At 75.7% G+C, this 24,310-nt stretch carries 21 protein-coding genes, 1 tRNA gene and 1 pseudogene; 13 read left to right on the top strand and 10 right to left on the bottom strand.

Features of this window, described 5'->3' with window-relative positions:
• Positions 1-17 precede the first annotated feature (17 nt).
• The 3 genes from ACFVU3_RS18660 to ACFVU3_RS18670 form a co-directional block, all read right to left on the bottom strand.
• Positions 18-518 (bottom strand): single-stranded DNA-binding protein, encoded by a 501-nt coding sequence (locus ACFVU3_RS18660; RefSeq protein ID WP_390067381.1) that lies wholly within the window; start codon positions 516-518, stop codon positions 18-20.
• Between the two features lie 193 nt (positions 519-711).
• The gene (locus ACFVU3_RS18665) at positions 712-2,562 is read right to left on the bottom strand and encodes a GTP-binding protein (RefSeq protein ID WP_390067383.1); all 1,851 of its coding nucleotides are present in this window, start codon (positions 2,560-2,562) and stop codon (positions 712-714) included.
• A 4-nt stretch (positions 2,563-2,566) separates the two neighbouring features.
• Positions 2,567-4,186 (bottom strand): dynamin family protein, encoded by a 1,620-nt coding sequence (locus tag ACFVU3_RS18670; protein ID WP_390067385.1) that lies wholly within the window; start codon positions 4,184-4,186, stop codon positions 2,567-2,569.
• A 299-nt stretch (positions 4,187-4,485) separates the two neighbouring features.
• Here ACFVU3_RS18670 and ACFVU3_RS18675 point away from each other — a divergent pair.
• Positions 4,486-4,558: transfer RNA gene (locus ACFVU3_RS18675), tRNA-Arg, on the top strand.
• Positions 4,559-4,626: 68 nt separating this feature from the next.
• Here the strand turns inward: ACFVU3_RS18675 and ACFVU3_RS18680 are convergent.
• On the bottom strand, positions 4,627-5,043 hold the full coding sequence (locus ACFVU3_RS18680; protein ID WP_390067386.1) for a MerR family transcriptional regulator: 417 nt from the start codon (positions 5,041-5,043) through the stop codon (positions 4,627-4,629).
• A gap of 108 nt (positions 5,044-5,151) precedes the next feature.
• On the opposite strand from ACFVU3_RS18680, the gene ACFVU3_RS18685 reads away from it, so the two are divergent.
• On the top strand, positions 5,152-5,979 hold the full coding sequence (locus ACFVU3_RS18685; RefSeq protein ID WP_390067388.1) for an oxidoreductase: 828 nt from the start codon (positions 5,152-5,154) through the stop codon (positions 5,977-5,979).
• A gap of 91 nt (positions 5,980-6,070) precedes the next feature.
• Here ACFVU3_RS18685 and ACFVU3_RS18690 read toward each other — a convergent pair whose 3' ends face one another.
• The 3 genes from ACFVU3_RS18690 to ACFVU3_RS18700 all read right to left on the bottom strand — a co-directional run bounded on the left by ACFVU3_RS18690 (position 6,071) and on the right by ACFVU3_RS18700 (position 8,980).
• Positions 6,071-6,874 carry a hypothetical protein gene (locus tag ACFVU3_RS18690; protein ID WP_390067390.1) on the bottom strand — a complete coding sequence of 268 codons (804 nt, stop codon included), beginning with the start codon at positions 6,872-6,874 and terminating at the stop codon, positions 6,071-6,073.
• A gap of 155 nt (positions 6,875-7,029) precedes the next feature.
• Positions 7,030-8,331 carry an ABC transporter substrate-binding protein gene (locus ACFVU3_RS18695; protein WP_390067391.1) on the bottom strand — a complete coding sequence of 434 codons (1,302 nt, stop codon included), beginning with the start codon at positions 8,329-8,331 and terminating at the stop codon, positions 7,030-7,032.
• A gap of 265 nt (positions 8,332-8,596) precedes the next feature.
• Positions 8,597-8,980 carry an ArsR/SmtB family transcription factor gene (locus ACFVU3_RS18700; RefSeq protein ID WP_390067393.1) on the bottom strand — a complete coding sequence of 128 codons (384 nt, stop codon included), beginning with the start codon at positions 8,978-8,980 and terminating at the stop codon, positions 8,597-8,599.
• Positions 8,981-9,074: 94 nt separating this feature from the next.
• Between ACFVU3_RS18700 and ACFVU3_RS18705 the strand changes: the two genes are divergently transcribed.
• A complete protein-coding gene (locus tag ACFVU3_RS18705; RefSeq protein ID WP_390067394.1) occupies positions 9,075-11,069 on the top strand; it encodes a heavy metal translocating P-type ATPase in 1,995 nt (664 codons plus the stop codon).
• 212 nt (positions 11,070-11,281) lie between these two features.
• On the opposite strand, the gene ACFVU3_RS18710 is transcribed toward ACFVU3_RS18705, so the two are convergent.
• Entirely contained in the window at positions 11,282-11,986 is a 705-nt protein-coding gene (locus ACFVU3_RS18710; RefSeq protein ID WP_390067396.1) for an SDR family oxidoreductase, read from the bottom strand.
• Positions 11,987-12,055: 69 nt separating this feature from the next.
• Positions 12,056-13,108: a ketoacyl-ACP synthase III family protein gene (locus ACFVU3_RS18715; RefSeq protein ID WP_390067397.1), complete on the bottom strand. Its 1,053-nt coding sequence runs from the start codon at positions 13,106-13,108 to the stop codon at positions 12,056-12,058.
• A 317-nt stretch (positions 13,109-13,425) separates the two neighbouring features.
• On the opposite strand from ACFVU3_RS18715, the gene ACFVU3_RS18720 reads away from it, so the two are divergent.
• The 8 genes and pseudogenes from ACFVU3_RS18720 to ACFVU3_RS18755 all read left to right on the top strand — a co-directional run.
• Positions 13,426-13,698: an acyl carrier protein gene (locus ACFVU3_RS18720; RefSeq protein WP_390067398.1), complete on the top strand. Its 273-nt coding sequence runs from the start codon at positions 13,426-13,428 to the stop codon at positions 13,696-13,698.
• Positions 13,691-14,929, top strand: coding sequence for a beta-ketoacyl-[acyl-carrier-protein] synthase family protein (locus ACFVU3_RS18725; RefSeq protein WP_390067400.1), 1,239 nt, complete (start codon positions 13,691-13,693; stop codon positions 14,927-14,929). The genes ACFVU3_RS18720 and ACFVU3_RS18725 overlap by 8 nt, the downstream gene beginning before the upstream one ends.
• Positions 14,926-16,176, top strand: a complete 1,251-nt coding sequence (locus tag ACFVU3_RS18730; RefSeq protein WP_390067401.1) for a beta-ketoacyl synthase N-terminal-like domain-containing protein — start codon at positions 14,926-14,928, stop codon at positions 16,174-16,176. Before ACFVU3_RS18725 ends, ACFVU3_RS18730 begins: the two co-directional genes overlap by 4 nt.
• 96 nt (positions 16,177-16,272) lie before the next feature.
• Positions 16,273-17,262 carry an AfsA-related hotdog domain-containing protein gene (locus ACFVU3_RS18735; protein WP_390067402.1) on the top strand — a complete coding sequence of 330 codons (990 nt, stop codon included), beginning with the start codon at positions 16,273-16,275 and terminating at the stop codon, positions 17,260-17,262.
• Positions 17,263-17,457: 195 nt separating this feature from the next.
• Entirely contained in the window at positions 17,458-18,126 is a 669-nt protein-coding gene (locus ACFVU3_RS18740; protein ID WP_390067404.1) for an HAD family hydrolase, read from the top strand.
• Between the two features lie 40 nt (positions 18,127-18,166).
• Positions 18,167-19,387, top strand: coding sequence for a cytochrome P450 (locus tag ACFVU3_RS18745; RefSeq protein WP_390067406.1), 1,221 nt, complete (start codon positions 18,167-18,169; stop codon positions 19,385-19,387).
• 189 nt (positions 19,388-19,576) lie between these two features.
• Complete coding sequence (locus ACFVU3_RS18750; protein WP_390067408.1) at positions 19,577-20,449, top strand: BTAD domain-containing putative transcriptional regulator; 873 nt, start codon at positions 19,577-19,579, stop codon at positions 20,447-20,449.
• A pseudogene (locus ACFVU3_RS18755) lies at positions 20,446-20,949 on the top strand (4'-phosphopantetheinyl transferase); the annotation flags it as partial. The gene ACFVU3_RS18750 and the pseudogene ACFVU3_RS18755, both read left to right, overlap by 4 nt.
• A 181-nt stretch (positions 20,950-21,130) precedes the next feature.
• Here the strand turns inward: ACFVU3_RS18755 and ACFVU3_RS18760 are convergent.
• Complete coding sequence (locus ACFVU3_RS18760) at positions 21,131-21,496, bottom strand: ArsR/SmtB family transcription factor (protein WP_390067410.1); 366 nt, start codon at positions 21,494-21,496, stop codon at positions 21,131-21,133.
• Between the two features lie 171 nt (positions 21,497-21,667).
• Between ACFVU3_RS18760 and ACFVU3_RS18765 the strand changes: the two genes are divergently transcribed.
• Entirely contained in the window at positions 21,668-23,254 is a 1,587-nt protein-coding gene (locus ACFVU3_RS18765; RefSeq protein ID WP_390067411.1) for an MFS transporter, read from the top strand.
• Positions 23,255-23,356: 102 nt separating this feature from the next.
• Positions 23,357-24,292, top strand: coding sequence for a UbiA family prenyltransferase (locus ACFVU3_RS18770; RefSeq protein WP_390067413.1), 936 nt, complete (start codon positions 23,357-23,359; stop codon positions 24,290-24,292).
• Positions 24,293-24,310: the final 18 nt, after the last annotated feature.

The raw sequence follows: 24,310 nt of genomic DNA on the forward strand, positions 1-24,310 counted from the left end.
ATCCCCACCACACAAGGTCAGGGAGCGGTTACCAGGTGGTGGGCGGCGGCCGTCCAGGGGTCCTCCCCGTCGGCCGGGACGATCCCCGGAGCCGCCTCGCGATCCGTCAAGTCGCCCTCTCCCGAACCCGGCGGGGCCTGCGCCCCCGGCCTCGTCTCGGTCCGCGCGGACCGGCGGAAGGCCGAGGTGCCGCGGGTCAGGTCGTGGCCGACGGCGAGGGCGTCGATGTCGACGAAGGTCTTGCGCTGTCCGTCGCGCTCGTCCTCACGCACCTTCAGCCGGCCGTGGACCACGAGCGGTTCCCCGACCGAGACCGAGGCGGCCAGATTGGCGCCGAGCGACCGCCAGGCCGAGACCGTGTAGAAGCTGGTGGCGCCGTCGGTCCAGGCCGCCCGCTCGCGGTCCCACCGCCGGGCGGTCACCGCGAACCGGAACCGGGCCACGCCCCCGGCCACCGTGTCCCGGTACTCCACCGCCGTCGCCACGTTCCCCACCAGCGTCACCGTCGTGTCGTTCATCTCCGTGCCCCTCCCCGGTCCCTGCTTCCGTCCTGGTGAGGCCCATGCTGGCGGGCCCGCGGAAAGCCCGCCGGCGCCTGTGGACGACCGACGGGCTGTGGACGAACCGCCCACCCGGGAGGGTGAGACGACGGAACGGCCGAGCGGTTCCGGACCACGCGACGGACCGGACACGAGCCGTTCCACGCCTCGGCTAGCGGATCCGGGCCCCCGCCCGCGTCGCCCCCAGGCGCGGGGCGCCGCTCCGTCCGCCCGTCCCGACGATCCGCGGCGAGGGCCGGGGGCCGGCCACCTTCGCGTACTGCTCGCGCACCTCGCGGTACCGCAGCAGCTCGGCCGAGACGGGGTCGAGGACCCGGGCCCTGCCGCAGGCCGCCGCGGCTTCCGCGAGCTTGCGTTCGGCCTCCTGCCCGTACCGCCGGGCCGGTCCCTTCACGGCGCTCTCGCAGGCCCATTCGACCAGCGGCCCTCCGGCGATCCCGCCCAGCATGATCAGGACCGGGGGCAGCAGCCCGGGCTCCACGACGCCCACGATCTGGCCGACCAGCCACAGCGCGCCGAAGAGCTGAAGGAGCGTCATCAGGGCCTGGACGAGGACGGCGGCCGGCCACCAGGCGGGGCGGGGCGGCCGGGCGGCCGGGTCGCCGAGGGTGACCGTCAGCTCGTCCAGCGCCTCGGGCAGCCCCTCGGCGCCGCGCGTCGCGGCCTCCCGCACGGCGTGGGCCCAGGGCGCGGGGAGGCCCCGCGACGCCTCGTCGGCCACGATCCGTACCGCCTGCTCGACGCGCTGCCGGGCGGTCAGTTCGTCCTCGGCGGGCGCCGCGAGCCGGGGGTCGGTGGAGCCGTGCCAGCGCTTGCGCTCGTACCAGCGGTGCAGCCGCAGCCAGGGGGAGCCGCAGGCGCGGATGGCGCCGCGCCGCCAGACCCGCTCGGCGGCCTCGCCGGCCGCCTGGGCGCCGACCGCGACGGCGAGCCGGCCCGCGAACTCCTCGCGGCTCCGCTCCCCGAGCCCCGACCGCCCGTCGGCGACGTACGCGGGCCGCAGCTTGGCGGCGGCGGCGTCGATGTCGGCGGCGATGCGCCGCTCGGGAGCGGTGCGTTCCTGGACGAACCGGGCGAGCAGCTCGCGGAGTTCGGACACGCCCTCGCCGGTGAGGGCGGAGACGGGCAGCACGGTGGCGCCGGGCTCGCCGTGCTCGCCGAGGGCCATGCCGTCCTCGTCGAGGAGCCGGCGCAGGTCGTCGAGGACGAGTTCGGCGGCCTCCGCGCCGAGCCGGTCCACCTGGTTGAGCACGACGAAGGTGACCTCGGCGTGCCCGGCGAGCGGCCGCAGGTACCGCTCGTGGAGGGCCGCGTCGGCGTACTTCTCCGGATCGACCACCCAGATGACGGCGTCGACCAGGCCGAGCGCCCGGTCCACCTGGTCGCGGTGGGCGGTGACGGCCGAGTCGTGGTCGGGCAGGTCGATGAGGACGAGCGGCTGGAGCCCGGCGTCGGCGGCCCCGCCCGCGAGGGGGCGGCGGCGCAGCCGGCCGGGCACGCCCAGCCGGTCGAGGAGCCCGGCGGCCCCTTCCGACCAGGTGAGGGCGAGCGGCGCGGAGGTGGTCGGCCGGCGCAGCCCGGTCTCGGAGACGGCGACCCCGGCGAGGGCGTTGAAGAGCGTGGACTTGCCGCTGCCGGTGGCGCCGGCGAGGGCGACGACGGTGTGCCGGGAGGAGAGCCGCTGCCGGGCGGCGGCCTCGTCGAGCACCCGTCCGGCCTCGGCGAGGGCGTCGCTGTCGACGCGGGTGCGGGAGAGCCCGACGAGCTCGTGGAGGGCGTCGAGGCGGGACCGCAGCCCGCCCCCGTAACTCCCCCCGAACCCCCGGGCGTCGCCGTCGCCGTCGCCGTCCCCGTCGTGGTCCCCGCCCGCACCGCCGGGCGGCGCGTCGGGGGCGGCCCGCTCGGCGGCCCGCCGGGCGATCAGTCCGTCGTCCCACCGCGACCGCCCCTCCCCCCTCTCCCCCTGCTCCGGCTTCTCCGTCGTCTCCGGCTTCTCGGCCACGTCGTCACTTCTCCTTCTGCAGTACGGAGAGCGCGGCGATCAGCTCCGCCTGCGGCTCGGGGGTGACGCCGAGGGCGTCGAGGGGCGCCAGGCGGCGGTCCCGCTCGGCGTGCAGGACGCGGTCGACGTGGGTGAGGACGAGGGCGCCGCCCTTGTCGCGCAGGCGCAGGGCGGCCTGGGCGCCGAGGAGTTCGGCGAGCCGCTCGCCGGCGGGCCGGGCGCGCCGGCCGCCGAGGAGGGAGGCGGCGAGCAGGGCGGCGACGGTCTCGGCGTCGGGGACGGCGGCGCGGGCGGCCCCGCGCCCGGCGGGCTTCTCCACGGCCCGGACCTCGTCCTCGGCCAGCTCCTCCAGGACGCGCCGCCAGCGCCGCACCTCCAGGCCGATCCGCTCGGCGACCTCGCGGTCGCCGCCGGCGGGGACGGGGCGGAGGGCGCCCGCGGCGGGTTCGCGGCGGTGGAGTTCGCGGATCCGCTCCTCGGCGGCCGAGACGGCGCAGTGGAGGAGGGCGGCGAGGGACTCGGTGAGGGCGTCGAGGAGTTCGTCGGCGGTGCTGTCGCGGGGGTAGGCGCGCCAGCGGGCCCGCGCGTCCCCGGCGAGCACGGCCCCCTTGCCGAGCTCCTTCCGCACCCGCGCGCCCTGCCGGCCGTAGGCGGTCTCGACGGCGCCCCCGAGGCGGACGGCGGCGGCGTACTGCGCGGCGACGGCGCCGGCCAGTTCGGGCAGGCGGGTGTCGAGGGAGTCGATGACGCCGGAGGCGGTACGGGAGACGGCCTGCTGGCGCGCGGCCGGGTCCTCGGCCGCGTGGGCGAGCCACCCCCGGAGCGCGGCGACGGCGCTCTCCGGCAGCAGCCCGCTCCCCCCGCCGGCCGACTCGGGCAGCTCGGGAATGGTGAACCGGGGCACGTCCCCGAGCCCGGCCTTGTCGAGCAGCGCCTCGAACTGCCGGGAGACCTCGCCGATCACCTGGTGGGGCACCCGGTCGAGGACGGTGACGAGGGTGGCGTCGTACTCCTTGGCGGTGCGGAGCAGGTGCCAGGGCACGGCGTCGGCGTACCGGGACGCGGTGGTGACCATCACCCAGATGTCGGCGGCGCACATCAACTCGGCGGCGAGCAGCCGGTTCTCGACGACGAGGGAGTCGATGTCGGGGGCGTCGAGGAGCGCGAGCCCGCGCGGCACGCCGGCGGCGGTCTCGACCCGGAGGGCGTTGTCCTCGGTGTCGACCGCCTCGGCCGGGTGGTCCTCGTCGGCCTGCGGCAGCCAGACCCGGGTCAGCTGCGGCAGCACGCGCAGCCCCGCGAACCAGTGGTGGTCCTCGGGATGGCAGACCAGCACCGGCGTCCGGGTGGTCGGCCGCAGCACCCCCGCCTCGCTCACCCGCCGCCCGACGAGCGAGTTCACGAGCGTGGACTTCCCCGCCCCCGTCGACCCGCCCACGACGGCGAGCAGCGGCGCGTCGGGATCCTTCAGCCGCGGCACCAGGTAGTCGTCGAGCTGCGCGAGCAGTTCGGCCCGGGTCTGCCGGGCGCGCGGCACGTCCGGAAGGGGAAGGGGAAGGCGCACGGCCGCGACTCGGTCGCGCAGGGCGGAGAGTGCGTCGATCAGCTGAGGCCGTTCGTCCAAGGTCACCACATGCGAAGAATGCCCAATTTATGAGCGTTTTTGAAGCGTATGGCGGCCCTGCGCGCCGAAGAAGGGGAGGGCGACCGGCAGCCCGGGCATAACGAGTGCACAACACCCGCCCCGAGTGGCGTGAAAAGCGCTGCGCGAATCGCACCTGCCTGCGATTATCGGTTCGCTTCACCGAACCTCCACATCGTGCCACGCAGGTGAAGCACCCGGGCCGAGCCGCCAGGACCCCTATCCTTGTCCCGGCAGCCCCACCCCACCCACCCGGGCCACCAGGCCCAGGGCCACCACCGGCCCCCGTAGCTCAGCGGATAGAGCAGGTGCCTTCTAAGCACTTGGCCGCAGGTTCGAGTCCTGCCGGGGGCGCATGGATGAAGACCCTCCTTCGGGAGGGTCTTTCTGCTGTGCGGGGTGGTTCCCGGTGGGGTCGGGGGTCAGGGTTCGGGGGTGGGGCGGTGGGAGGGGTTCCAGAGGCGGTCGGCTTCGCCTCGGGACAGGTGGTCCTCGTAGACGCGGACCTTGTACCGCATGACCTCCAGGGTGTCCTGGAGCTCGCGGATCCGGGCCTCCACGTGGGTCTCGTGGCGGCGCAGGAGGTCGAGGCGTTCGCGTTCGTTGCCCGGGCCCTGACGGGCGAGGTCGATGTACTGGCGGATCATCGCCAGGGGCATGCCGGAGGAGCGCAGCCTCGTGCAGATGGCCAGCCACTCCAGGTCTTCCTCGTGGTAGACGCGGCGGCCGTTGGAGAGGCGGCGCACCGGGTTGGCGAACAGGCCCTCCCGCTCGTAGAAGCGCAGCGCGTGCACGCTCAGGCCGCTGCGCCGTGCCACCTCGCCGATGCTCAGGTCCATGAGGGTCCCTCCCCGTCCCGACAGTTGATCTAGACCCGACTCTAGGTTCTAGCGTCGGGTCGACGGCCCCATCGGAACGTCGACGGCCCATCGGAACAGGGGAAGAGCATGAGCGTGTGGTTCGTGACCGGTGCATCGCGTGGACTCGGCGCGGCGATCACCCGGGAGGCGCTGGAGCGGGGGCACCGCGTGATCGCCACGGCGCGGGACGCGGCCGCGGTGCGCGCGGCGTTCCCGGGCGAGCCGGACGGGTTGCTGGCGGTGAGCGCGGACGTGACCGTGCCGGAGCAGCCGGCGGCCGCGGTGGAGGCGGGACTGGCGCGGTTCGGGCGGATCGACGTCGTGGTCAACAACGCCGGTCACGGCCTCGTGGGCGCGGTCGAGGAGTCCTCCGACGAGGCCGTCCGGGATCTGTTCGACGTCAATGTCTTCGGCGTGCTCCACACCTTGCGGGCGACGCTGCCGACGCTGCGCGCCCAGCGTTCCGGGCACGTCCTGAACATCGGCTCGGTGGGCGGCTTCGCCACCGCTCCGGCGGTGGGGCTGTACGGCGCCTCGAAGTTCGCCCTGGAGGGGATCTCCGAGGCGCTGCACGGCGAGCTGGCGCCGCTCGGGATCCGGGTCACGGTCGTGGAGCCGGGCGGGTTCCGCACCGACTTCCTCAGCGGCCTGAGCATGCGGGTCGAGCCGGCCCGCATCGCCGACTACGCGGTCGCGGCGGGCCCGGTGCGCGAGGCGCTGGCCGGTTTCGACGGCCGCCAGCCGGGCGATCCGGCGAAGGCGGCGAAGGCCGTCGTCGACGTCACGGAGGCCGCCGAGCCGCCGCTGCGGCTCCAGCTGGGCGCGGACGCGGTCGAGCGCGTCGAGGCGAAGCTGGAGTTCGTCCGGCGCGAGCTCGACGCGTGGCGTCACGTGGCGCTCTCCACCGGGTTCTGAGGAGCCGCCCGGCGCACGGGCGGGCGGCGGTGCCGGGGCCCCGGGGTCGCCGCCCGCAGCATGGGCGGGGCGCGCCGGGGCCCCAGGGGCGTCAGGCGGTGGCGCGGCGGTCGCCCTCGGCGTCGCAGGGGAGTTCCGCGGCGGGGTGGTTCTGGGTGAAGTCGCGGGTGGCCTGGCGCTCGGCCTCGGTGATGGCGGTGGGTTCCACCTGGATGATGCCGCCGAAGGGGCGGTCCACGTCGCGGATGATGCACAGCGCGGTCGTGAGCAGCGCGGTGATCACGACGAGGGTGATGATCTGGCCGCGGTTGTTCCTGCGGGGCAGGCAGATGCCGAGCGCCATCACCGTGATGATCAGCGTCCCGAGCAGGAACCAGAGGATGGCGCTCGGGATGCTGGCGGTCGCCTGGGTGAGGCGTTCCTCGCGTTCGTCGGAGCGCTTGTTGTCGGCGGCCACCAGCATGCCGAAGACCGGCTGTCCCGCCAGGTCCTCGAAGGTGCGGCGGAAGTCGGTGGACCAGACGCTGGGTGCCGGGGAGCCCTTGCCGTCGGCCATGGCGGGCCATTCCTGGGTGCGGACGGCGCGGGCGTAGCAGACGGCGGCGGCCTGGATCCGCGCCCGTTCGGCCTCGGGGGCGTACTCGGCGGTCTCGACGATCTGGTCGAGGGCGCGGGCCTCGCCGCGCGAGGCGACCTCGGCCTTTCCGTACGAGCCGTTGGCGGTGACCAGGACGAAGGAGAGCAGCAGGACGGTCATGGTCAGCAGCGGGCCGACGAGGTCCTTGACGGCCATGCCCGTGCCGTCGTCCTCGGTGAGCAGTCTCGGCCGCAGGTACCTGTTGGCGGCGAGGCCGGCGAGGAGGGCGAGTACGGCGACGACGATGACGAGGAGCATGGGCGGCCACCTTCGGTGACGGGGGGCGAGCCGCACGGGCAGGGCGGCGCCATGATCGTTTCGCGGGGGCCGCGCGGATCCCGGGACGGAAACGTCCACCACCCTCGAACGGGCGACCGGATTCCCCCAAGGGGGTCCCGGCGTACGCCCCCCTCTCAGACGCGCGCCCCGGCCGCCGCCGTGTGGAGGGTGCGGAAGCGGGACGGGGCCGCCGGGTCGCGGTCGGCCACCTGGACGGGGGGCCAGGCCCACTGCTGGACGGGCGTGCCGGCGGGGCGGGTGAAGCGGATGGGACCCCGGGTGCCCTCCACGGCCACGCGGGGCCAGGAGCCGGCGACGGTCGCACGGTCCGTGCCGTGGGTGCGGAGGGTCTCTGCCAGGACGGTGATGGTGTCGTAGCCCTCGAAGGCGACGAAGGAGGGGGCGGCGGCGAGGCGGCTCCGGAGCGCGGTCTCCACGCGGGAGCCCAGCGGGGTGGGGTGCTCCGGGAGGTAGCGGAGGAAGGGGATCGCGGCGCCGTCGCCGCCCAGGAGGTCCGCCCACGCGGCGAACTCCGGCTGGCCGGCCGGCGCGCCGACGAGGAGTCCGGCGAGGCGGGGGTCGCGGCGGACGGCCCGGACGATCGGGACCGCCGGGTCGGGGAAGCCGGTCAGGAGCAGGAGGGCGGTCGCGGCCCCTGCGGGCCGTGCGCCGCCTCCGCCCCGAGCGCCTCCGCCGGACGCCGCGCCCCCATCGTCCGGTGCGCCGCCGCCGATCCGTACGCCCCCACCCGCCCTTACGCCCCCACCTGTCCGTGCGCTCCCACTCGTCCGTACGCTCCCGCCCGCCCGTGCGCTCTCACCCGCCCGTGCGCTCCCACTCGTCCGTACGCCCCCGCCGGCCAGCGCGTCGCAGAGTGCCGCCGGGGCGTGGGCGTGCGCGTCGAGCTCCGTGACGGTGCCGCCGCGGGGGGTCAGGTGATCGCGGAGGATGCGGGTGCCGGCCGCCCAGTAGAGGCTCGGTTCGGCGGCTACCGCGACGTGGCCGTGGCCGGCGGCCAGGAGGAAGTCGGCGTAGACGCGCCAGCCGTGGGACTGCGCCGGGGCCAGCCGGGCGACCCGGTCCGTCGGCCGTTCGGTGAGCGCGTCGAGGACCGCGGAGGAGCAGAGGAAGGGCAGGCCGAGCGCGTCGGCGCGGGCGGCCGCCGCTCGGGCGGCGACGCTGTGGTACTCGCCGGCCAGCGCGGCCACGCCGAGCCCGGCCAGTTCGCCCACGGCCGCCTCGGCCCGGCGCGGGTCGGCGGCGGTGTCCCTGACCACGAGTTCGAGCGGCCGGCCGTCGATCCCGCCGCCGGCGTTGGTCTCCGCGACGGCGAGTTCGAGGCCGGCGAGCAGATGCCGGCCGGCCTCGGTCCAGCCGGGGCGGGTGAGGGGGGCGAGGGCGCCGATCCGGACGGGGGGTGCGGGCGTCGTGCTCATGGACGGGCGTCTCCCGTGGGGTGGTTCGTGCGGTTCCACCCCATTCTTCGTACGGGAGGGGGCGTCCGCCCTCCCGGCGCGCCGCCCCGGGGCGTGTCCTCGCCGGGGCGCGCCGGACGTCAGGACGCGGAGGGCACGGGACGTCTGGAGGCCGCGCGCACGGGACGCCGCGCGCACCGGAGACGCCGGGCGCACCGGACGCCGGCCCGCCGGGCGCGCGTGGGGCCAGGCCCCCGGGCGCACCGGACGCCGGGCGCGCCGGACCTCAGGTCGCCGCGCGGGCCGGGGGTTCCGCGGTGGTGTCGCGGACGCCGAGGCGGAGGTGTTCCACGTGGTAGAGGGCCTGGTCGAGGAGTTCGGCGACGTGGTTGTCGTACAGGGCGTAGACGATCGAGCGGCCGTGGCGCTCGCCGGTGACCAGACCGAGGTTGCGCAGCAGGCGCAACTGGTGGGAGCAGGCGGAGGGTTCCATGCCGACGGCCTCGGCGAGGTCGCCGACCGAGCAGGGGCCTTCCTGGAGCCTGGCGAGGATGTACAGGCGGGAGGGGGTGGCGAGGGCCTGGAGGGTGGCGGCGACGTCGGCGGTGCCGACGGCGTCGAGTCGCTCGCGGGGGGTGGCGCCGGTGGCGGCGTCGATTCCGTGGCCCATGGGGCCATCATACGGATGACACATGAATAGGTGTTCAGGTGTTCCGGTATGGTGGAGGAGTCGATGCCGCCTGCCCGCGAAGGGTCGCCCCGCCATGCCTACCTCCCTGGACCAGCGCGAGCAGGACGGGCGGCCCGGGACGGGCGGGCCCGCGCCGGACGCGCGCCCCACCACCGCCCTTCCCCCGCGCCCCCGCCGCACCCGCGCGCTCGCACTGCCCGAGGTGCGCTGGGCGCTGGCGGCGCTCGGCCTGTTCCTCCTCGCCCTCCCCCCGTACCTGCTCGGCGGCCCGGCCTGGCTGTGGGGGGCGCTCTTCGCCGCCGCCTACGCCGCCGGCGGATGGGAGCCCGGCCTGGAGGGGGTGAAGGCGCTGCGGGAGCGGACGCTCGACGTGGACCTGCTGATGGTCGTCGCCGCGCTCGGCGCCGCCGCGATCGGCCAGGTCCTCGACGGCGCGCTGCTCATCGTCATCTTCGCGACCTCCGGCGCCCTGGAGGCGCTCGCGACCGCGCGGACCGCCGACTCGGTGCGCGGGCTGCTCGACCTCGCGCCCGCCACCGCGACCCGGCTGCTCCCCGACGGCTCCGAGGAGACCGTCGACGCGGCGCTCCTCTCGGTCGGGGAGACCGTGCTCGTCCGGCCCGGGGAGCGGATCGGCGCGGACGGGCGGGTCGTCGGCGGGGCGAGCGAGGTCGACCAGGCCACGATCACCGGGGAACCGCTGCCGGTGGCCAAGGAGACGGGCGACGAGGTCTTCGCCGGGACCGTCAACGGCACCGGCGTCCTGCGCGTCCGGGTCGGACGCGACCCCTCGGACTCCGTGATCGCCCGGATCGTGCGGATGGTCGAGGAGGCGTCCCGGACCAAGGCGCCCACCCAGCTGTTCATCGAGAAGGTCGAGCAGCGGTACTCGGTCTCGATGGTCCTCGCGACCCTCGCCGTCTTCGGCGTCCCCCTCGCCTTCGGCGACGACCTGACCTCCGCGCTGCTGCGCGCCATGACCTTCATGATCGTCGCCTCGCCCTGCGCGGTGGTCCTCTCCACCATGCCGCCGCTGCTCTCCGCCATCGCCAACGCCGGCCGCCACGGCGTCCTCGCGAAGTCCGCCGTCGTCATGGAGCGCCTCGGGCAGGTCGACACCGTCGCCCTCGACAAGACCGGCACCCTCACCGAGGGCACGCCGCGCCTCACCGACGTCCTGCCGCTGCCCGGCAGCGGCCTCGACGCCGACGCCCTGCTCCGGCTCACCGCCTCGGCCGAGCACGCCGGCGAGCATCCGCTGGCCCGTGCCGTCGTCGGCGCCGCGCGGGAGCGCGGCCTCGTCCTGGCCGCCGCCGACGGCTTCACGGCGGCCCCCGGGCGGGGCGTCACCGCCACCGTCGAGGGCCGGCGGATCGAGGTCGGGGCCCCCGCGCGCCTGCTTCCGGACGGCGACCACGCCGAGTCCGTGCGCGCGCTGGAGGAGGCGGGGCGGACGGCCGTGGCGGTGCTGCGCGACGGGAAGCCCGTGGGCATCCTCGGCGTCGCCGACCGGCTCCGCCCCGACGCCGCCGCGACCGTCGCCGCCCTCACCCGGCTGACCGGCCGCGCGCCGACCCTGCTGACCGGCGACAACGAACGTGCCGCGCGGCTCGTGGCCGAGCGGGTCGGCATCACCGACGTACGGGCCGGACTGCTGCCGGAGGAGAAGGTGGCCGCCGTACGGGGCTGGGAGGCGGAGGGACGGCGGGTGCTGGTCGTCGGCGACGGCGTCAACGACGCGCCCGCGCTGGCCGCCGCCCACTGCGGGATCGCGATGGGCCGGGCCGGCTCCGACCTGGCCCTGGAGACGGCCGACGCGGTCGTCGTGCGCGACGAACTGGCCGCCGTCCCGGCGGTCGTCGCCCTCTCCCGCGCCGCGCACCGGCTGGTCGTCCAGAACCTGGTGATCGCGGGGGTCTTCATCACCGTGCTGGTCGCCTGGGACCTCGCCGGCACCCTCCCGCTCCCGCTCGGCGTCGCCGGGCACGAGGGCTCGACCGTCCTCGTCGGCCTCAACGGCCTCCGCCTCCTGCGGGCCGCCGCCTGGCCCCGGCCGGAGGGGCACTGACCCTCCGGCCGTGACGGGGATGCCCGGTCCGGGGGACGCGGTGGGCACCGACCCGGGGGCCGGCGGGTGCCGGCCCCCGGTACGGCCGCCCGGACCGGGAGTTCGGAGGACGGAGCAGTGCGGAGCAGTGCGGAGCAGTGCGGAGCAGTGCGGAGCAGTACGGAGAAGGACCGGGCAGGACGGAGCGGGGAAGGGGACGGTACGGCGGACGGTCAGATGCCCATGCCGATGCCGCCGCCCACCGGGAGCACCGCCCCGGTGATGTAGCCGGCGTCATCGGAGGCGAGGAAGCGGACGGCGGCGGCGACCTCGCGGTCGGTGCCGGGGCGGCCGACGGGGGTCATCCGCATGGTGTCCCGCATGCGCCGGTCGCTGAGGTCCTTCGTCATGTCCGTCTCGATGATGCCGGGCGCGACGAGGTTGACCGTGATGCCCCGGGGCCCCAGCTCCCAGGCCAGCGAGCGGGCGAAGCCGAGCAGGGCGGTCTTGGTGGCCGCGTAGTTGGTCTGGCCGGGGGAGCCGAGGAAGCCGAGCGCGGAGGAGAGGAGCACGATCCGTCCGCGCCGCTCGGCCAGCATGACCGAGGCCGCCGCCCGCACCGTACGGAAGACGCCCCGCAGGTTGGTGTCGATCACCTCGTCGAAGGAGTCGTCGCCCATGCGCAGCAGCAGGGTGTCGCGGGTGATGCCGGCGTTGGCGACGAGCACCTCGACGGGGCCCTGTTCGCGGGCGACCGTCTCGAACGCCTCGTCGACCGACGCCTGGTCGGTGACCTCGCAGCGCACCCCGAGGAGGCCCTCGGGGACGGCGCCGCCGCGGTGGCCGACGGCGACCCGGTCGCCGTCCTCGGCCATCATGCGGGCCACCGCCAGTCCGATGCCCCGGTTCGCTCCGGTGATGAACACTGATCGTGACACGGCTCTTCCGCCGTCCTTTCCTGGTACGTGCGAGGGGGTCGGGCGCCTCCGCCCGGGGTGCGGGACGGTTCAGCGGTCGGGTGCCTGGACGACCAGGCAGGACCAGGTGAAGCCGGCGCCCGCGCTGAACACCAGCGCCGCCTCCCCCGGGGCGAGCGCCCGCTCGCGCACGAGGTCGGCGATGCCCGCGACGGCGTCGCCCGCGCCGAGGTGTCCGGTGGCGTGGCCGTACTCCAGCGGTTCGGCGGAGGTGTGCTCGGCGAGCACGGCCCGCCAGGACTCGCGCAGGGTCTTGCGGCCGAAGCGGGGCAGGACCGCGTAGCGCAGCCGGAGGTCGTAGGGGTGCATGCCCGCGTCGACGAGGGCCTCGCCGACGACGGTGCGGATGCCGCGCAGGTTGGCGGCGACGAACCCCTCGTTGCCGTGCTCCCGCAGATAGGCGCGTTTGGTGACGCGCATGTCGACGCGGTCGCGGACACCGCGCGGGACGGGGGCGAAGGGGTCGGCGCCCCGGTGCATCTCCTCCAGTTCGGGCGCGGCCGTGCTGGCCACCGAGAGGAGCAGGAGCGGGTCGTCGTCGGCGGCGGGCGCGGTGAGCACGAGGGCCGTGCCGCCGTCGCCGTACGCCACGCCGTAGTCGCTGGCCCACCGGTCGAAGCCGGGGGCGGTGAACCGGTCGCCGGTCGTGACGAGGGCGCGCCGGGACCGCGGCGAGCCGGTGGCCCGGGCGGCGGTCAGATACGCCGAGGCGAGCTGCACGGCGCTGCTGCCGCCGTTGCACACCTGCTGGATGCCGATGGGCAGGGCCCGTTCGGCGCCGATGCGGTGGGCGACGTAGTGGGCGGGCGACCACAGGTCGTGGCCCTGGTAGTACATGCTCGCGTGGAAGGTCAGGTCGAGCTCCTTGGGCTCGACCCCGGCCGCCCGCAGCACGTCGGACGCGGCGGAGACGGCCATGTCGGGGGCCGACTCGTCGACGGCCGCGGGGACGTCCTCGTGGCCGAGGTCCCGTGCGTGCCGCCGGGTCAGCCGGCCTTCCCTGACCGCGTCCTCGGCCCGGTCCCGTCCGTGCGGGAGCCACAGCGCCGCGGCCGAAATACCGACCGGTTCCGCCAGCATCATCTCCGCCCCGCCTTTCCTGAGGGATTCCGGTGGAGGAGTCTGCCGAGCCGCGATAGAAGCGGCGTGGAAGTTTTTCGGAAATACCCCCCGCGGATCGGTGTCCGCGCAGGTGGGAAGGGGGTGTACCTCCTTCGACACACGGCCTGCTACCACTATCGAAACGTTGCCCGGAAGGGTGCGGCGCGACTTTCATTCCGAATCGCAGAAGAAATCCGAGACGCCGTGTCCCCGAATGACGGGGACGCCGGAATTCCGGCGGCGCCGGGAATCCCGAAAGGGGTGCCCCGGCCGCGGCGGCCAGCGCGAAGGGGAAAGACATGGCCGGCACTCAGCTTCCCGAGGACATCCGGGCGGGCATCCGGGGGATCGTCGCCGAGGTGCTGGAGGTGGACGCCTCCGACCTCACCGAGGACAGCAGCTTCGTGGACGACTTCGACGCCGACTCGCTGCTGGTGATCGAGATCATCTCCCGCTTCGAGCGCGACCTGCGCATCCGGATCCCGAAGGACGAGCTCGCCGAGCTGGACACCCTGCCGGAGGCGTACGAGCTCGTGGGCAAGCACTACGCCGCGGGGGCCGTGGGTGCCTAGTCAGCCCACGCCGTCCCCCTCCCTCCGCCGGGTGGTCGTCACGGGTCTCGGCGCGGTGAGCAGTCTCGGACTCGGCGCCCACGAGCTCGTCGACGCCGTCCGGTACGGCCGGCACGGCATCGGGCCGGCCGAGCAGTTCGACGTGACGGGTTTCGAGCACACGCTGGCCGGCGAGGTCCGCGGGTTCAGGCCCGGGGCCCATCTGCGGCGCACGGACCCGGAACGCTGGGGCCGCAGCGGGCAGTTCGCCGCGGTCGCCGCCCGGTTCGCCGCCGACGACGCCGGTCTGGACGGGGACGACCTGTCCGCGCACCGGGGCGTCAGCGTCTTCGGGACGACCAACGGCGAGTCCCAGGAGGTCGAGCGGGTCGTCGCCCGGTCGGTCGACGCGGGCCCCGGCACCGTCGGCCCCGCCCTCCTCGGCCGCACCTCGCCGGGCAGCATCGCCGGCGCCGCCGCCGCCGAACTGGGCCTCACCGGCGGGACGATGACCTTCGGCACCGCGTGCGCGGCCGGCAACTACGCCGTGGGCTACGCCTACGACCTGATCCGCTCCGGCGAGGCCGACCTGGCCGTCTGCGGCGGCGCCGACGCGTCGAACCGCGCCACCCACGCCGGCTTCCACGCGCTGGGCGCCCTCGCCGAGTCCGTGCCGCGCCCCTTCGACGAGCACCGCGACGGGATCGTCACGGCCGAGGGCGGCGCCGCGCTGGTGCTGGAACCGCTCGACGCGGCGGTCGCCCGCGGGGCCCGGATCTACGCCGAGGTCCTCGGCCACGGCATGACCTGCGACGCCCGGCACATGACCAATCCGCACGCCGGCACCATCGCCGACTGCGTGCGCACCGCCCACGAGCGGGCGGGGATCGTCCCGGCCGACGTGGACTACATCTGCGCGCACGGCACCGGGACCCGGGCCAACGACATCACCGAGGTCACCGCCGTACGGGAGGTGTTCGGCGACGACCTGCCGCCGATCAGCTCCATCAAGTCGATGCTCGGCCACACCATGGGCGCGGCCGCCGCCTTCGGGGCCCTGGTGTCCTGCGCGGCGCTGCGGGACGGGTTCCTGCCGCCCAGCGCGACGGTGCGCGCGGTCGACCCGGCGCTCGGGACGGTGGACGTCGTGCCCGGAGTCGGGCGGAACGCGAGCCCCCGGATCGTGCAGAACCACGGATTCGCCTTCGGCGGCAACAACGCCGTCGTGCTCTTCGGGAAGGCCGGGGTATGACCACCATCGCAGTCCCCGGACCGACGGCCGGCGCGGCGCCCACGGTGGCGGCCGGCGCGGCGCCGGTCCCCGGGGTCGTCCCGCTCGACATCGTCGGCCACGGCGTGTTCAGCGCGGCGGGCCCCGGTCTCGCCGCTCTCACCGCCCTCGGCGGCGGGCCCGCGGCGGCGGCCGCGGACGGCGTCTGGCCGCCGCTGCCGGTCCGGGCCGTCACCGGCTTCGAGCCGGAGGCCGTCCTCGGCCGGAAGGGCCTGAGCCGGCTGTCCCGCACCGACCGGCTGGCGATGGGCGCGTGCCTGGCCGCCGCCGGACCGGGCACCGACGCCGCCGGGCGGACCGGGATCGTGCTCGGCACCGATGTCGGCAGCGCCGCCGCGCAGGAGGCGTTCTTCCGCGACACCTTCGTGCAGGAGCGGCCGTACCTGGTCAACCCCTCCGCGTTCCCCGGCACGCTGATGAACTCGGCGGCCGGCCGGACCGCGATCCGCCTCGGCCTCACGGGGCTGAACGCGACGGTGTCCGGGGGCGCGCTCGCCTCCCTGCACGCCCTGCGGTACGCCCGCAACGCCCTGGTCAACGGGCACGCCGACCTGCTCCTGGCGGGCGGCGTCGAGGAGCTGTCCGCCGCCGGCGCCTGGGCCTGGCACCGCGCGGGCGCGCTGCGCCCGGGGGCGGCGCTCGGCGAGGGCTGCGCGGTCTTCGCCCTGCGGCTCGGGGCGGCCGGAAGCGCCGGGAGCGCCGAGCGTGCCGGCAGCACCGTGAGTGCCGAGAGCTCCGGGAGTGCCGGGAGTGCCGGGAGTGCCGGGGACGGTGTCGTGCTCGGACAGCTCCTCGCCTGCGAGACCGGCTTCGCCGATCCCGTGGCCGACGGCCCGCTCGGCGTGGCTCGGCGCCTCGCCGCCTGCGTCCGTACGGCGCTGCTGCGCAGCGGACCGGCCGGCACCGGCGAAGGGCTGCCCCTCGTCGTGCCGGGCGCGGGTGCGCGGCGCGGCTGGGCGGCGGTCGAACGGCGGGCGCTGCGCGAGGTGTTCGGCCCGCTGCCGGCCGAGCGCGTGCTGCGCGTCGACGACGCCCTCGGCGAGACGTACGCGGCGTCCACCGCGCTCCGGCTGGCGGCCGTGCTCGCCCGCTGGCGGGACGGTGCCGGCGACGGGCGGACCGCGGGCGAACGGGCCGCCGTCCTGACCGCCGTCGGCCAGGACGGCTCGGTCGGCGCGGCCGTCGTCGCCCGGCCCGCCACCGCCTGACGGCCACCACCTCCCGCGCCCGTGCGCACCGGCCCCCGACCCGCCGAACCGAACCACCGACCGACCCCCGACCGACCCACCGACTGGAGATCCACCGTGGAAAGCAGCTCCCTCCTCCTCCCGCACGGCGGGGAGGCCGCGGAGGCCGAGGAGAGGCCCGCGCTCACCTACGAGCAGACCGTGCCGCGCGGCCTGGTCCACCGCTGGTCGCTCTCCGAGGTCTTCCTGACCGGCTCGCGCGGCCTGGACGGGCGGCGCTTCGAGGCCGCCGCCCAACTGCCGCTCTCGCACGCCTACTTCCGCGACCACGCGGGGCGCGACGGCCACCATGACGTGCTGCTGGTGCTGGAGGCGTGCCGGCAGTCCGTGACCTGCGCCGCCCATCTGCACCAGGGCGTCCCGGCCGCCACCACCTTCATGGTGACGGCGTGGTCCCTGGAGATCGCCGACCCGGAGGCGCTGGCGTGCGGCACCCGGCCGGGCGAACTGGCCATCGCCGGCGAGGTGACGGGGCGGCACGAGCGCGGCGGGCGGCTGCGGCGGCTGGAGTTCGCGATGGACCTGGCCCTCGACGGCCGGCCGCTGGGCCGGCTCACCATGGACGTCCGGTCCACGCCGACGGACCAGTACCACTCGCTGCGGTACATGCAGCGGGGCGGGGAGGTGCCGACCGCGTTCGGCCTGCCCGCCGAGCCGGCCGGCGAGCCGGTCGCGCCCGCCGCGGTCGGCCGGCTGGACCCGGTGAACGCCGTCCTCGACGACGTGCGCGCGGCGGACGGGTCCGTGACGGCGGCCCTGAGCCCCCGCAGCTTCCGCAACCGCAGCATGTACGACCACCCCTACGACCACGTCCCGGCGATGGTGTTCAGCGAGGCGGCCCGCCAGTGCGGGCTGCTGCTCGCGGACGGCGGCGCGGGGGAGGCGCGGGTGGTGCGCCTGGACGGCTCCTTCGACCGCTTCGCCGAACTGGACCGCCCGGTGCGGCTGTCGGCCGCGCCCGAGCCGGAGCACGGCCCCGGCTCCTGGCTGATGCGGGCGGAGCAGGACGGCGGGACCGTCGCGTCCGTCTCGCTCTCCCTCGCCTGACCTCCCCCACCCGGCCTCCCCCACCCGGCCTCCCTCACCCGCTCCCCCACGCCCGCTCCCCTTGACCCGCTCCCCTTCGCCCGCCCTCTCCCGCCCGGCCTCCCGCCGCCCGATCTCCCCGCCGCGCCGCTCCCGCCGCCCGGCCTCGCCGCCCCGCGCGCGCCGAGAACTCCCTCTCGCCCGAAAGGCATTCCCATGACTCAGCCCTCCATGATCTGGTTCGACTTCGGCGGCGTCCTCTCCCCGCCCCTGGAGCGCATCTACGAGGCGTACGAGGTCAAGACCGGCATCACCCCGTCCCAGCTGAAGGCCGCGATCAAGGGCGTGGCCGACGAGCTGGGGATGCCCACCATGGCGCCCGTCGAGATCGGGGCGCTCACCGAGCCCGAGTGGGGCACCCGGCTGGCCCGGGTGCTGGCCGCGCAGAACCCCGGGATCGACCTCTCGCGGGCCCGGCTGCGGACCTTCGGCGAGCAGTGGTTCGACGGCGTCGAGGCCAACCCGGTGATGGTCCGCGCCTACCGGTACCTCCAGGAGAACGGCGTCCGTACCGGCGTCCTGTCGAACAACGTCGTCGAGTGGGGTCCGTACTGGAAGGCGATCATCGCCCCGGTCGGCGAGGTCGACGTGCTCATCGACTCCTCCGCCGTCGGCTGCCGCAAGCCCGACGCGGAGATCTTCGAGATCGCCGCGAAGACCGCCGGCGTCGCCCCGGCCGACTGCCTCCTCATCGACGACGTCGAGGAGAACCTCGTCGCGGCCCGCGCCCAGGGCTGGCGGACGGTGCTCTTCGGCGACGACGAGCAGACCCTGGCCGATCTGCGGGCCGTGACGGGCCTGGCCGGCCTGTCCGGCCTGCTGTGACCGCCTCCCTTACCTCCCGGACGTCCGAAGGAGCCCTGACATGACCCTCTCCACGGAGACGGCGGAAGCGGTGGAGGCGGGCGTCACCGTCGCCGACGTCCCCCGCCTCGACCCCGAGCCGCCCTACGTCCCGGTCCCGGAGCGCTCGGCCGGCGGCCTGCCGCAGGTGCGGCTGCCGAGCGGGCACCACGTGGTGCACCTGACCCGGTACGCCGACGTGCACAAGGTGCTGACCGACTCCACCTTCGGCCGCGCCGAGACCAACGTCGAGGGCGGGCCCACGTTCTTCCCGACGACGCTGCCGCCCGAGATGCTGATCAACCTGGACGGCCCGGACCACTCCCGGATGCGGCGGTTCGTGACGGCGGACTACAGCGCCAACGCCGTGGCCCGGATGGCCCCGTTCCTCGACGAGGTCGTCACCCGGCGCTTCGCCGACCTGCGGGCCCAGGAGCGCCCCGACCTGTACACCGCGGTCCTCGACCCCGTACCGATCGAGGTGACCTGCCGCTTCCTCGGCATCCCGGAGGAGGACGTGGCGTACTTCCGCCCGCACTCCCCCACCATCCAGAAGGCCCTGCACGACGACGTCCCGGGCCTGATGGAGGAGTTCTTCACCTCGTACGGCTACGTCTCCGACCTGGTGGCCGGGAAGCGGCCGGTCGTGCCGGGCGGGCTGATCGAGGGGTTTCTCGCCGGCCGTGACGAGGCCGAGCCTCCGCTGGAGGACAAGGAGCTGGTCGGGCTGGTCTTCGCCGCCCTGGTGGCGATCGACCAGAACGTGCTGTCGGTGCTGGCCAAGGCGGCGCTCGTGCTGCTGAGCGCGCCGACGCTGTGGCAGCGGGCCGTCGAGGACCCGGACGTGGTGCCGCAGCTGGTCGAGGAGGTGATCCGGCTGGTCCCGCTGGGCACCATGTCGACCTTCCCGCGCGTCGCCCACCGCGAGGTGGTGACGAGCGAGGGCACCATCCACCCGGGCGACGTCGTCTACGCGGACGCGTTCGCCGCCAACCGCGACCCGTCGGTGTACGAGCGCCCGCTGGTCATCGACCCGGACCGCAAGGGCAAGCGGCACCTCCAGTTCGGCTACGGCATGCACCACTGCCTGGGCGCCGCGCTGGCCCGGCTGGAGATCGGCGGGATCCTGACCCGGCTGGTCCGCGAGTTCCCGGGGCTCGCGCTCGACGCCGACCCGGCGTCGCTGCCGTGGGACGAGGGCGCGCTGCTGCGCCGGCCCACCTCGCTGCCGGTGCGCTGGTAGCCCGCCGCGCACGTCCCGCGCGGTGTCCCGGCCGGGCCGGGGCACCGCGCGGGCATGTTCCTTTGGACGTACGCCCGATGTCTCCTGGGCGGTAGAGGCATGGAGTTCCCGCCGACGGGCTCGTTAGCGTCGGAACGCGCCTCCGGAACGGCTTCGGAGCGGGCGCGGAGCGGACACGGGGGCAGGGGCATGACGGAGAACGGGACCGGGGCGGGCACCACGCGCTTGGGCGTCCTCGGCGCCCTGAGCCTGTCGGCCGGCGGCCGGGAGTTCACGCTCCGCGGGCCGAAGCTGCGCAAGGTGTTCTCGCTCCTCGCCGTCCGGGCGGACGAGCTGGTGAGCCTCGACGACCTCGTCGCCGAGCTCTGGGCGGGCGATCCGCCGGGGAGCGCCGTCATGACGGCCCGGACCCACGTCTACCACCTGCGGAAGTGGTTCGCCTCGCTGCCGGTCGAGGAGCGGCTGCGGCCGCGGCTGGCCGGCCGGCCGCACGGCTATCTGCTGGAGACCCCCGGGGGCGGGGTGGACGCCGGTCTCTTCCGGGCCGCCCACGCGCGCGGCGGCCGGCTGCTCGCCGAGGGGCGGGTGGAGGAGGCGGCCACCGTGCTGCGCGGGGCGCTGGCGCTGTGGCGCGGGCCGGTCCTGTCCGACGTCCGTCTGGGGCCGGTGCTGGAACCGCTCGCCGCCGGACTGACGGCGCTGCGGGACCGGGCGCTGGAGGCCCGCCTGGAGGCGGACATGCGGCGCGGCCGGCACCGGGAGATCGTCGACGAGCTGCGGGGCCTGGTCGCGCTCCATCCGTTCGACGAGTGGCGGCACGCGCGGCTGATCAGCGCGCTGCACCGGTCGGGCCGGCGGGCCGAGGCGCTCGCCGCGTACGAGGAACTGCGCGCGCTGCTCCGGCGGGAGCTGGGCATGGAGCCGTCCCGTGAGGTCCTGTCGCTGCGGGACCGGCTGCTCAGCGGGGCGGAGCCGGTGCCCGTGCCGGAGTGGGTGCCGGAGCCGGGGGCGGCACGCGTCCCCGTACCGGGGCCGGGACCGGAAGGCGCGGGCCGGCCGTGATCCAGGAACTGTTCCCGGCGGGGGTCGCGGCCTTCGACGGGTTCCGGCTGCCGGACGGGGTCCGGCTCTTCCCCGAGGAGGAGGCCGCGGCGGCGGGCATGGCGGCGGTGCGGCGGGCCCGGTTCGCCGCGGTCCGCGACTGCGCCCGCCGGGGCATGCGCCGGCTCGGGGAGCCTCCGGCGGCCGTCCCGCGCGGACCGCGCGGGGAACCGCTGTGGCCCGCCGGGCTGACCGGCAGCATGACCCATACGCGGGGCTACCACGCGGCGGCGGTCGCCCGCTCCGCCGAGGTCCTGTCGCTCGGGGTGGACGCGGAGCCGGACGAGCCGCTGCGGCACCCGGGCATGCTGCCGAGGGTGTCGCTGGCGGCCGAACGGGCCTGGGTGGCACGGCTGGCGGCGGAGCGGCCCGGGGTGAACTGGGACCGGCTCCTGTTCAGCGCCAAGGAGTGCGTCTACAAGGCGTGTTCCCCGGTGCTGGGCGAACTGGGCTTCGGGGACGCGCTGATCACGGTAGATCCGGTGGCCGGCACGTTCCGGGCGCGGGTCGCCGCGCCGGGGCGCGCCGGCCGGGTCCGGGCGGCCGGCGACCGGGTCGGGGCGGCCGGCGACCGGGTCCGGGTGGTCGGCGACCGGGTCCGGGTGGTCGGCGGCCGGTGGGTGGCCCGGGACGGGCTGCTCGTCACCGCGCTGGTGCTGCGTCCTCCGCTCCGGGGTCCGTCCCGGTCCGGCGGGCGAGCGGGTTGTCCGCCAGCAGGTCGAGCAGGCCGGGGAAGCGGGCCTCCAGGTCCTCCCTGCGCAGGTGCGCCTTGCGGCTGTTGCCGCGGTTGACCTGCTGCACCAGACCGGACTCGCGCAGGATCCGGAAGTGGTGGCTGAGCGTCGACTTGGAGACCGGGAAGCCGAAGGAGAGACAGGTCCGCTCGGTCGCGTCGGGAAGCGTCAGGAAGGTCTGGATCACCTCGTACCGGAGGGGGTCGGAGAGCGCGTTCAGGACCGTCAGCAGGTCCATCTCGTCCCGGGTCGGGTGTCCTTCCTCGTCGGGCATGCGCCTGCGCTCCTTCGCTCGGCTCGACCGCCGTCCGGCGGGGGCGGCCCGCGTCCACGGACCGCCGAACTTGTCAGGTTTCACTTGCATCGTACCTCCGCCTCTGCCAACCTAGGTTCGAAAAATTCCGAACCTTCCCCACGAACGCCGCTGGAACGGGAGCTTCTTCCAATGACACAGACCGAGTCCGTCCCCACCGGGGCAGAGGCCGCCTCACCCGGCACGGGCCAGGCCGCACCCCAGCGGCAGACACTGATCCTGAGTGCGGTCCTGCTGGCGATCTTCGTCGTCCCCACCTCGATCTCCGGCACGGGCGTGGCCCTGCCCTACATCGGCGCCGACATCGACGCGAGCCTGGTTCCGCTCCAGTGGGTGGTCAACGCCTTCAACGTCGCCTTCGCCTGCCTCACCCTCGCCTGGGGCTCGATCGCCGACATCATCGGCCGCGTCCGCGCCTTCACCATCGGCGCGGCCCTCTACGCCGTCGCCTCGCTCGTCAGCGTCTTCGCCGCCGACGTCTACGTCCTGGACGCGGCCCGCGCCCTCGCCGGCATCGGCGGCGCGGCCATCTTCGCCTGCGGCGCGGCCCTGCTCTCCACGGTCTTCGAAGGCCCCGCCCGCGGCCGGGCGTTCGCCCTCTTCGGCACCGTCGCCGGCCTCGGCGTCTCCTTCGGCCCCTCCCTCTCCGGCCTGCTCATCGAGACCGCCGGCTGGCGCTGGGTCTTCGCCCTGCACGCCGTCGTCCTCGGCCTGGTCCTGCTCACCGTCCCCGCGATGAGCAAGAGCGTCACCGAGACCCGCAACCCGGACGCCCGCATCGACGTCCCCGGCACCGCCCTCTTCGTCGTCGCGATGCTGCTGCTCACCACCGGCATCGCCCAGGGCTCGCAGTGGGGCTGGGCCAGCCCGGGCGTCCTCGGCCTCTTCGCCGGCACGGTCGTGGCGCTGATCGCCTTCGCCGCGGTGGAGAAGCGGCACCCCCACCCCATGCTCGACCTGGGCGCCGTGGCCAACCGCCGCTTCCTCGCCCTGTGCCTGGTGCCGGTCGCCGGCTCGTTCGCCTTCGTCACCATGCTGACGTACCTGCCGAGCTACCTCACCGCGGCGAGCGGCTACTCCAGCGGCTCGGCCGGCCTCATCATGGTGCTGCTCACCTTCCCCATGCTGGTCTTCCCGCTGATCGCCGCGAAGCTGGTGGCCAAGGGCGTCCAGGCGATGACCATCATCTTCGTGAGCCTGGTCTGCCTGGTGGTCGGCGTCGCCGGACTCTCCCTCTTCTCCCCGGACGTGAACATCGCGCTGGTCGCCCTGCCGATGCTCATCACCGGTGCCGGGTACGCCCTCGCCGCCGGCCTCGTCGACGGCGAGGCGCTGAGCCTGATCGCCCCGGAGCGGGCCGGCATGGCCGCCGGGTTCCTCAACACCCTGCGCCTCGGCAGCGAGGCCATCGCGGTCGCCGTCTACGGCTCGCTGCTCGCCACCCTCCTCACCGGCCGCACCAGCGACGGCATCGCCGCCTTCCCGGGCGCCGGCGACGCGGCCACCGTGGCCGGCACCGCGGCCGGCGGCAACATCAGCGGCCCGGCCGAGGCCGTCCCCGCCGCACAGCGCGACGGCTTCGTCGACTTCCTGGTCGACGCCTACGACGGCTCCTTCCACACCGTCCTCTGGGTGCTCGCCGCGACCTGCCTGGTGCTGCTCGCGGCCATCGCCCTCCTGCTGCGGGGCGGCAAGTCCGCCACCCCGTCGGCGAGCTGACCCACCGCCGGTCCGCGCGAAGGACCGGCACCCCCGAGGCGCCTCTGTGTCGGTACGGCAGGGGCGCCTCTCGGCGACCACCCCCGTCCCCTGGAGCACACCGTGACCGTCACCCCGCACCACGGCCCCGCCGCCGGAGCGCTGCCGGGCGCCGCCCTGCCCCGGCGCGCGTTCACCGTGGCCCGTCACTGCGTCGCGGAGGCCCGGCCCGTCGTCCAGCTCGTCTTCCTCACCCGCTTCGCGCTCGGCGCGCTCTGCGCCACGGCCGCCGGCGGCGGGCGGCCCGCGGCGTGGGACGTCCTGGCCGGCGCGGCGGCCCTGTACGGCGCGGTGCTGGCCACGTACCTGCTCAACGGGGTGCGGGACATCGCCGAGGACCGGGTCAACGGATCGCGGCGCCCCATCGCGCGCGGCGACCTCCCGGCCCGCACCGGCGCCCGGGTGGTGGCCGGGAGCGCGGTGGTCTCGCTGCTGCTCGCGGCCTCGGTCCCCGGCCTCGCCGGGCTCGTCGCCCTCCTGCTGGTGCTCGGCTGGGCCTACTCGATGCCCCCGTTCACCGCGAAGCGCCGGACCGCGTCCGGCGCGGTCGTGGTGACCGCCGCGGGGCTCGTCGCCTATCTCGCCGGCGCCGTCGCCGTGCACGGTTCCATGGCGACCGGGCCGCTCGCCCTGTGCGGTGTGCTCGCCCTGTGGATGGGGGCCGTCGGCGCCGTCTCCAAGGACCTCGGCGACGTCCCCGGCGACGCGGCGGCCGGCCGGTCCACCCTCGCCGTGGTGCGCGGCGAGCGGGCGGCGCGGCACTTCGTGGCGGTCGCCGCCCCCGTCCTGGGGGCGGCCGGTCTCGCCGTCGCCCTGCTGGGCGACCCGGTGGTGCTGGCGGGCGCGGTGCCGCTCGCGGCGGGCGCCGGCTGGGTCGCGTGGCGCTGCCTGCGCCCGCGGCCGGACCGCGCCCGCGCCCCCTACCGGGCGTTCATGGTCACGCAGTACGCGGCCAACGCGGGTCTCGCCGTGGGGCTGCTGGCCGTGGGGTGCGCCTGACGGGCGGGCCGGCCGCCC

Origin of the sequence: Streptomyces sp. NPDC058052 (assembly GCF_042885515.1) — a bacterium.
Classification (GTDB): Bacteria; Actinomycetota; Actinomycetes; order Streptomycetales; family Streptomycetaceae; genus Streptomyces.

Coding starts and splice junctions, on each gene's coding strand:
- ACFVU3_RS18660 (WP_390067381.1), bottom strand. CDS start 518: ATGAACGACACGACGGTGACGCTGGTGGGGAACGTGGCGACGGCGGTG.
- ACFVU3_RS18680 (WP_390067386.1), bottom strand. CDS start 5,043: ATGGACCTGAGCATCGGCGAGGTGGCACGGCGCAGCGGCCTGAGCGTG.
- ACFVU3_RS18685 (WP_390067388.1), top strand. CDS start 5,152: ATGAGCGTGTGGTTCGTGACCGGTGCATCGCGTGGACTCGGCGCGGCG.
- ACFVU3_RS18690 (WP_390067390.1), bottom strand. CDS start 6,874: ATGCTCCTCGTCATCGTCGTCGCCGTACTCGCCCTCCTCGCCGGCCTC.
- ACFVU3_RS18695 (WP_390067391.1), bottom strand. CDS start 8,331: ATGAGCACGACGCCCGCACCCCCCGTCCGGATCGGCGCCCTCGCCCCC.
- ACFVU3_RS18700 (WP_390067393.1), bottom strand. CDS start 8,980: ATGGGCCACGGAATCGACGCCGCCACCGGCGCCACCCCCCGCGAGCGA.
- ACFVU3_RS18705 (WP_390067394.1), top strand. CDS start 9,075: ATGCCTACCTCCCTGGACCAGCGCGAGCAGGACGGGCGGCCCGGGACG.
- ACFVU3_RS18715 (WP_390067397.1), bottom strand. CDS start 13,108: ATGATGCTGGCGGAACCGGTCGGTATTTCGGCCGCGGCGCTGTGGCTC.
- ACFVU3_RS18720 (WP_390067398.1), top strand. CDS start 13,426: ATGGCCGGCACTCAGCTTCCCGAGGACATCCGGGCGGGCATCCGGGGG.
- ACFVU3_RS18730 (WP_390067401.1), top strand. CDS start 14,926: ATGACCACCATCGCAGTCCCCGGACCGACGGCCGGCGCGGCGCCCACG.
- ACFVU3_RS18740 (WP_390067404.1), top strand. CDS start 17,458: ATGACTCAGCCCTCCATGATCTGGTTCGACTTCGGCGGCGTCCTCTCC.
- ACFVU3_RS18745 (WP_390067406.1), top strand. CDS start 18,167: ATGACCCTCTCCACGGAGACGGCGGAAGCGGTGGAGGCGGGCGTCACC.
- ACFVU3_RS18750 (WP_390067408.1), top strand. CDS start 19,577: ATGACGGAGAACGGGACCGGGGCGGGCACCACGCGCTTGGGCGTCCTC.
- ACFVU3_RS18760 (WP_390067410.1), bottom strand. CDS start 21,496: ATGCCCGACGAGGAAGGACACCCGACCCGGGACGAGATGGACCTGCTG.
- ACFVU3_RS18765 (WP_390067411.1), top strand. CDS start 21,668: ATGACACAGACCGAGTCCGTCCCCACCGGGGCAGAGGCCGCCTCACCC.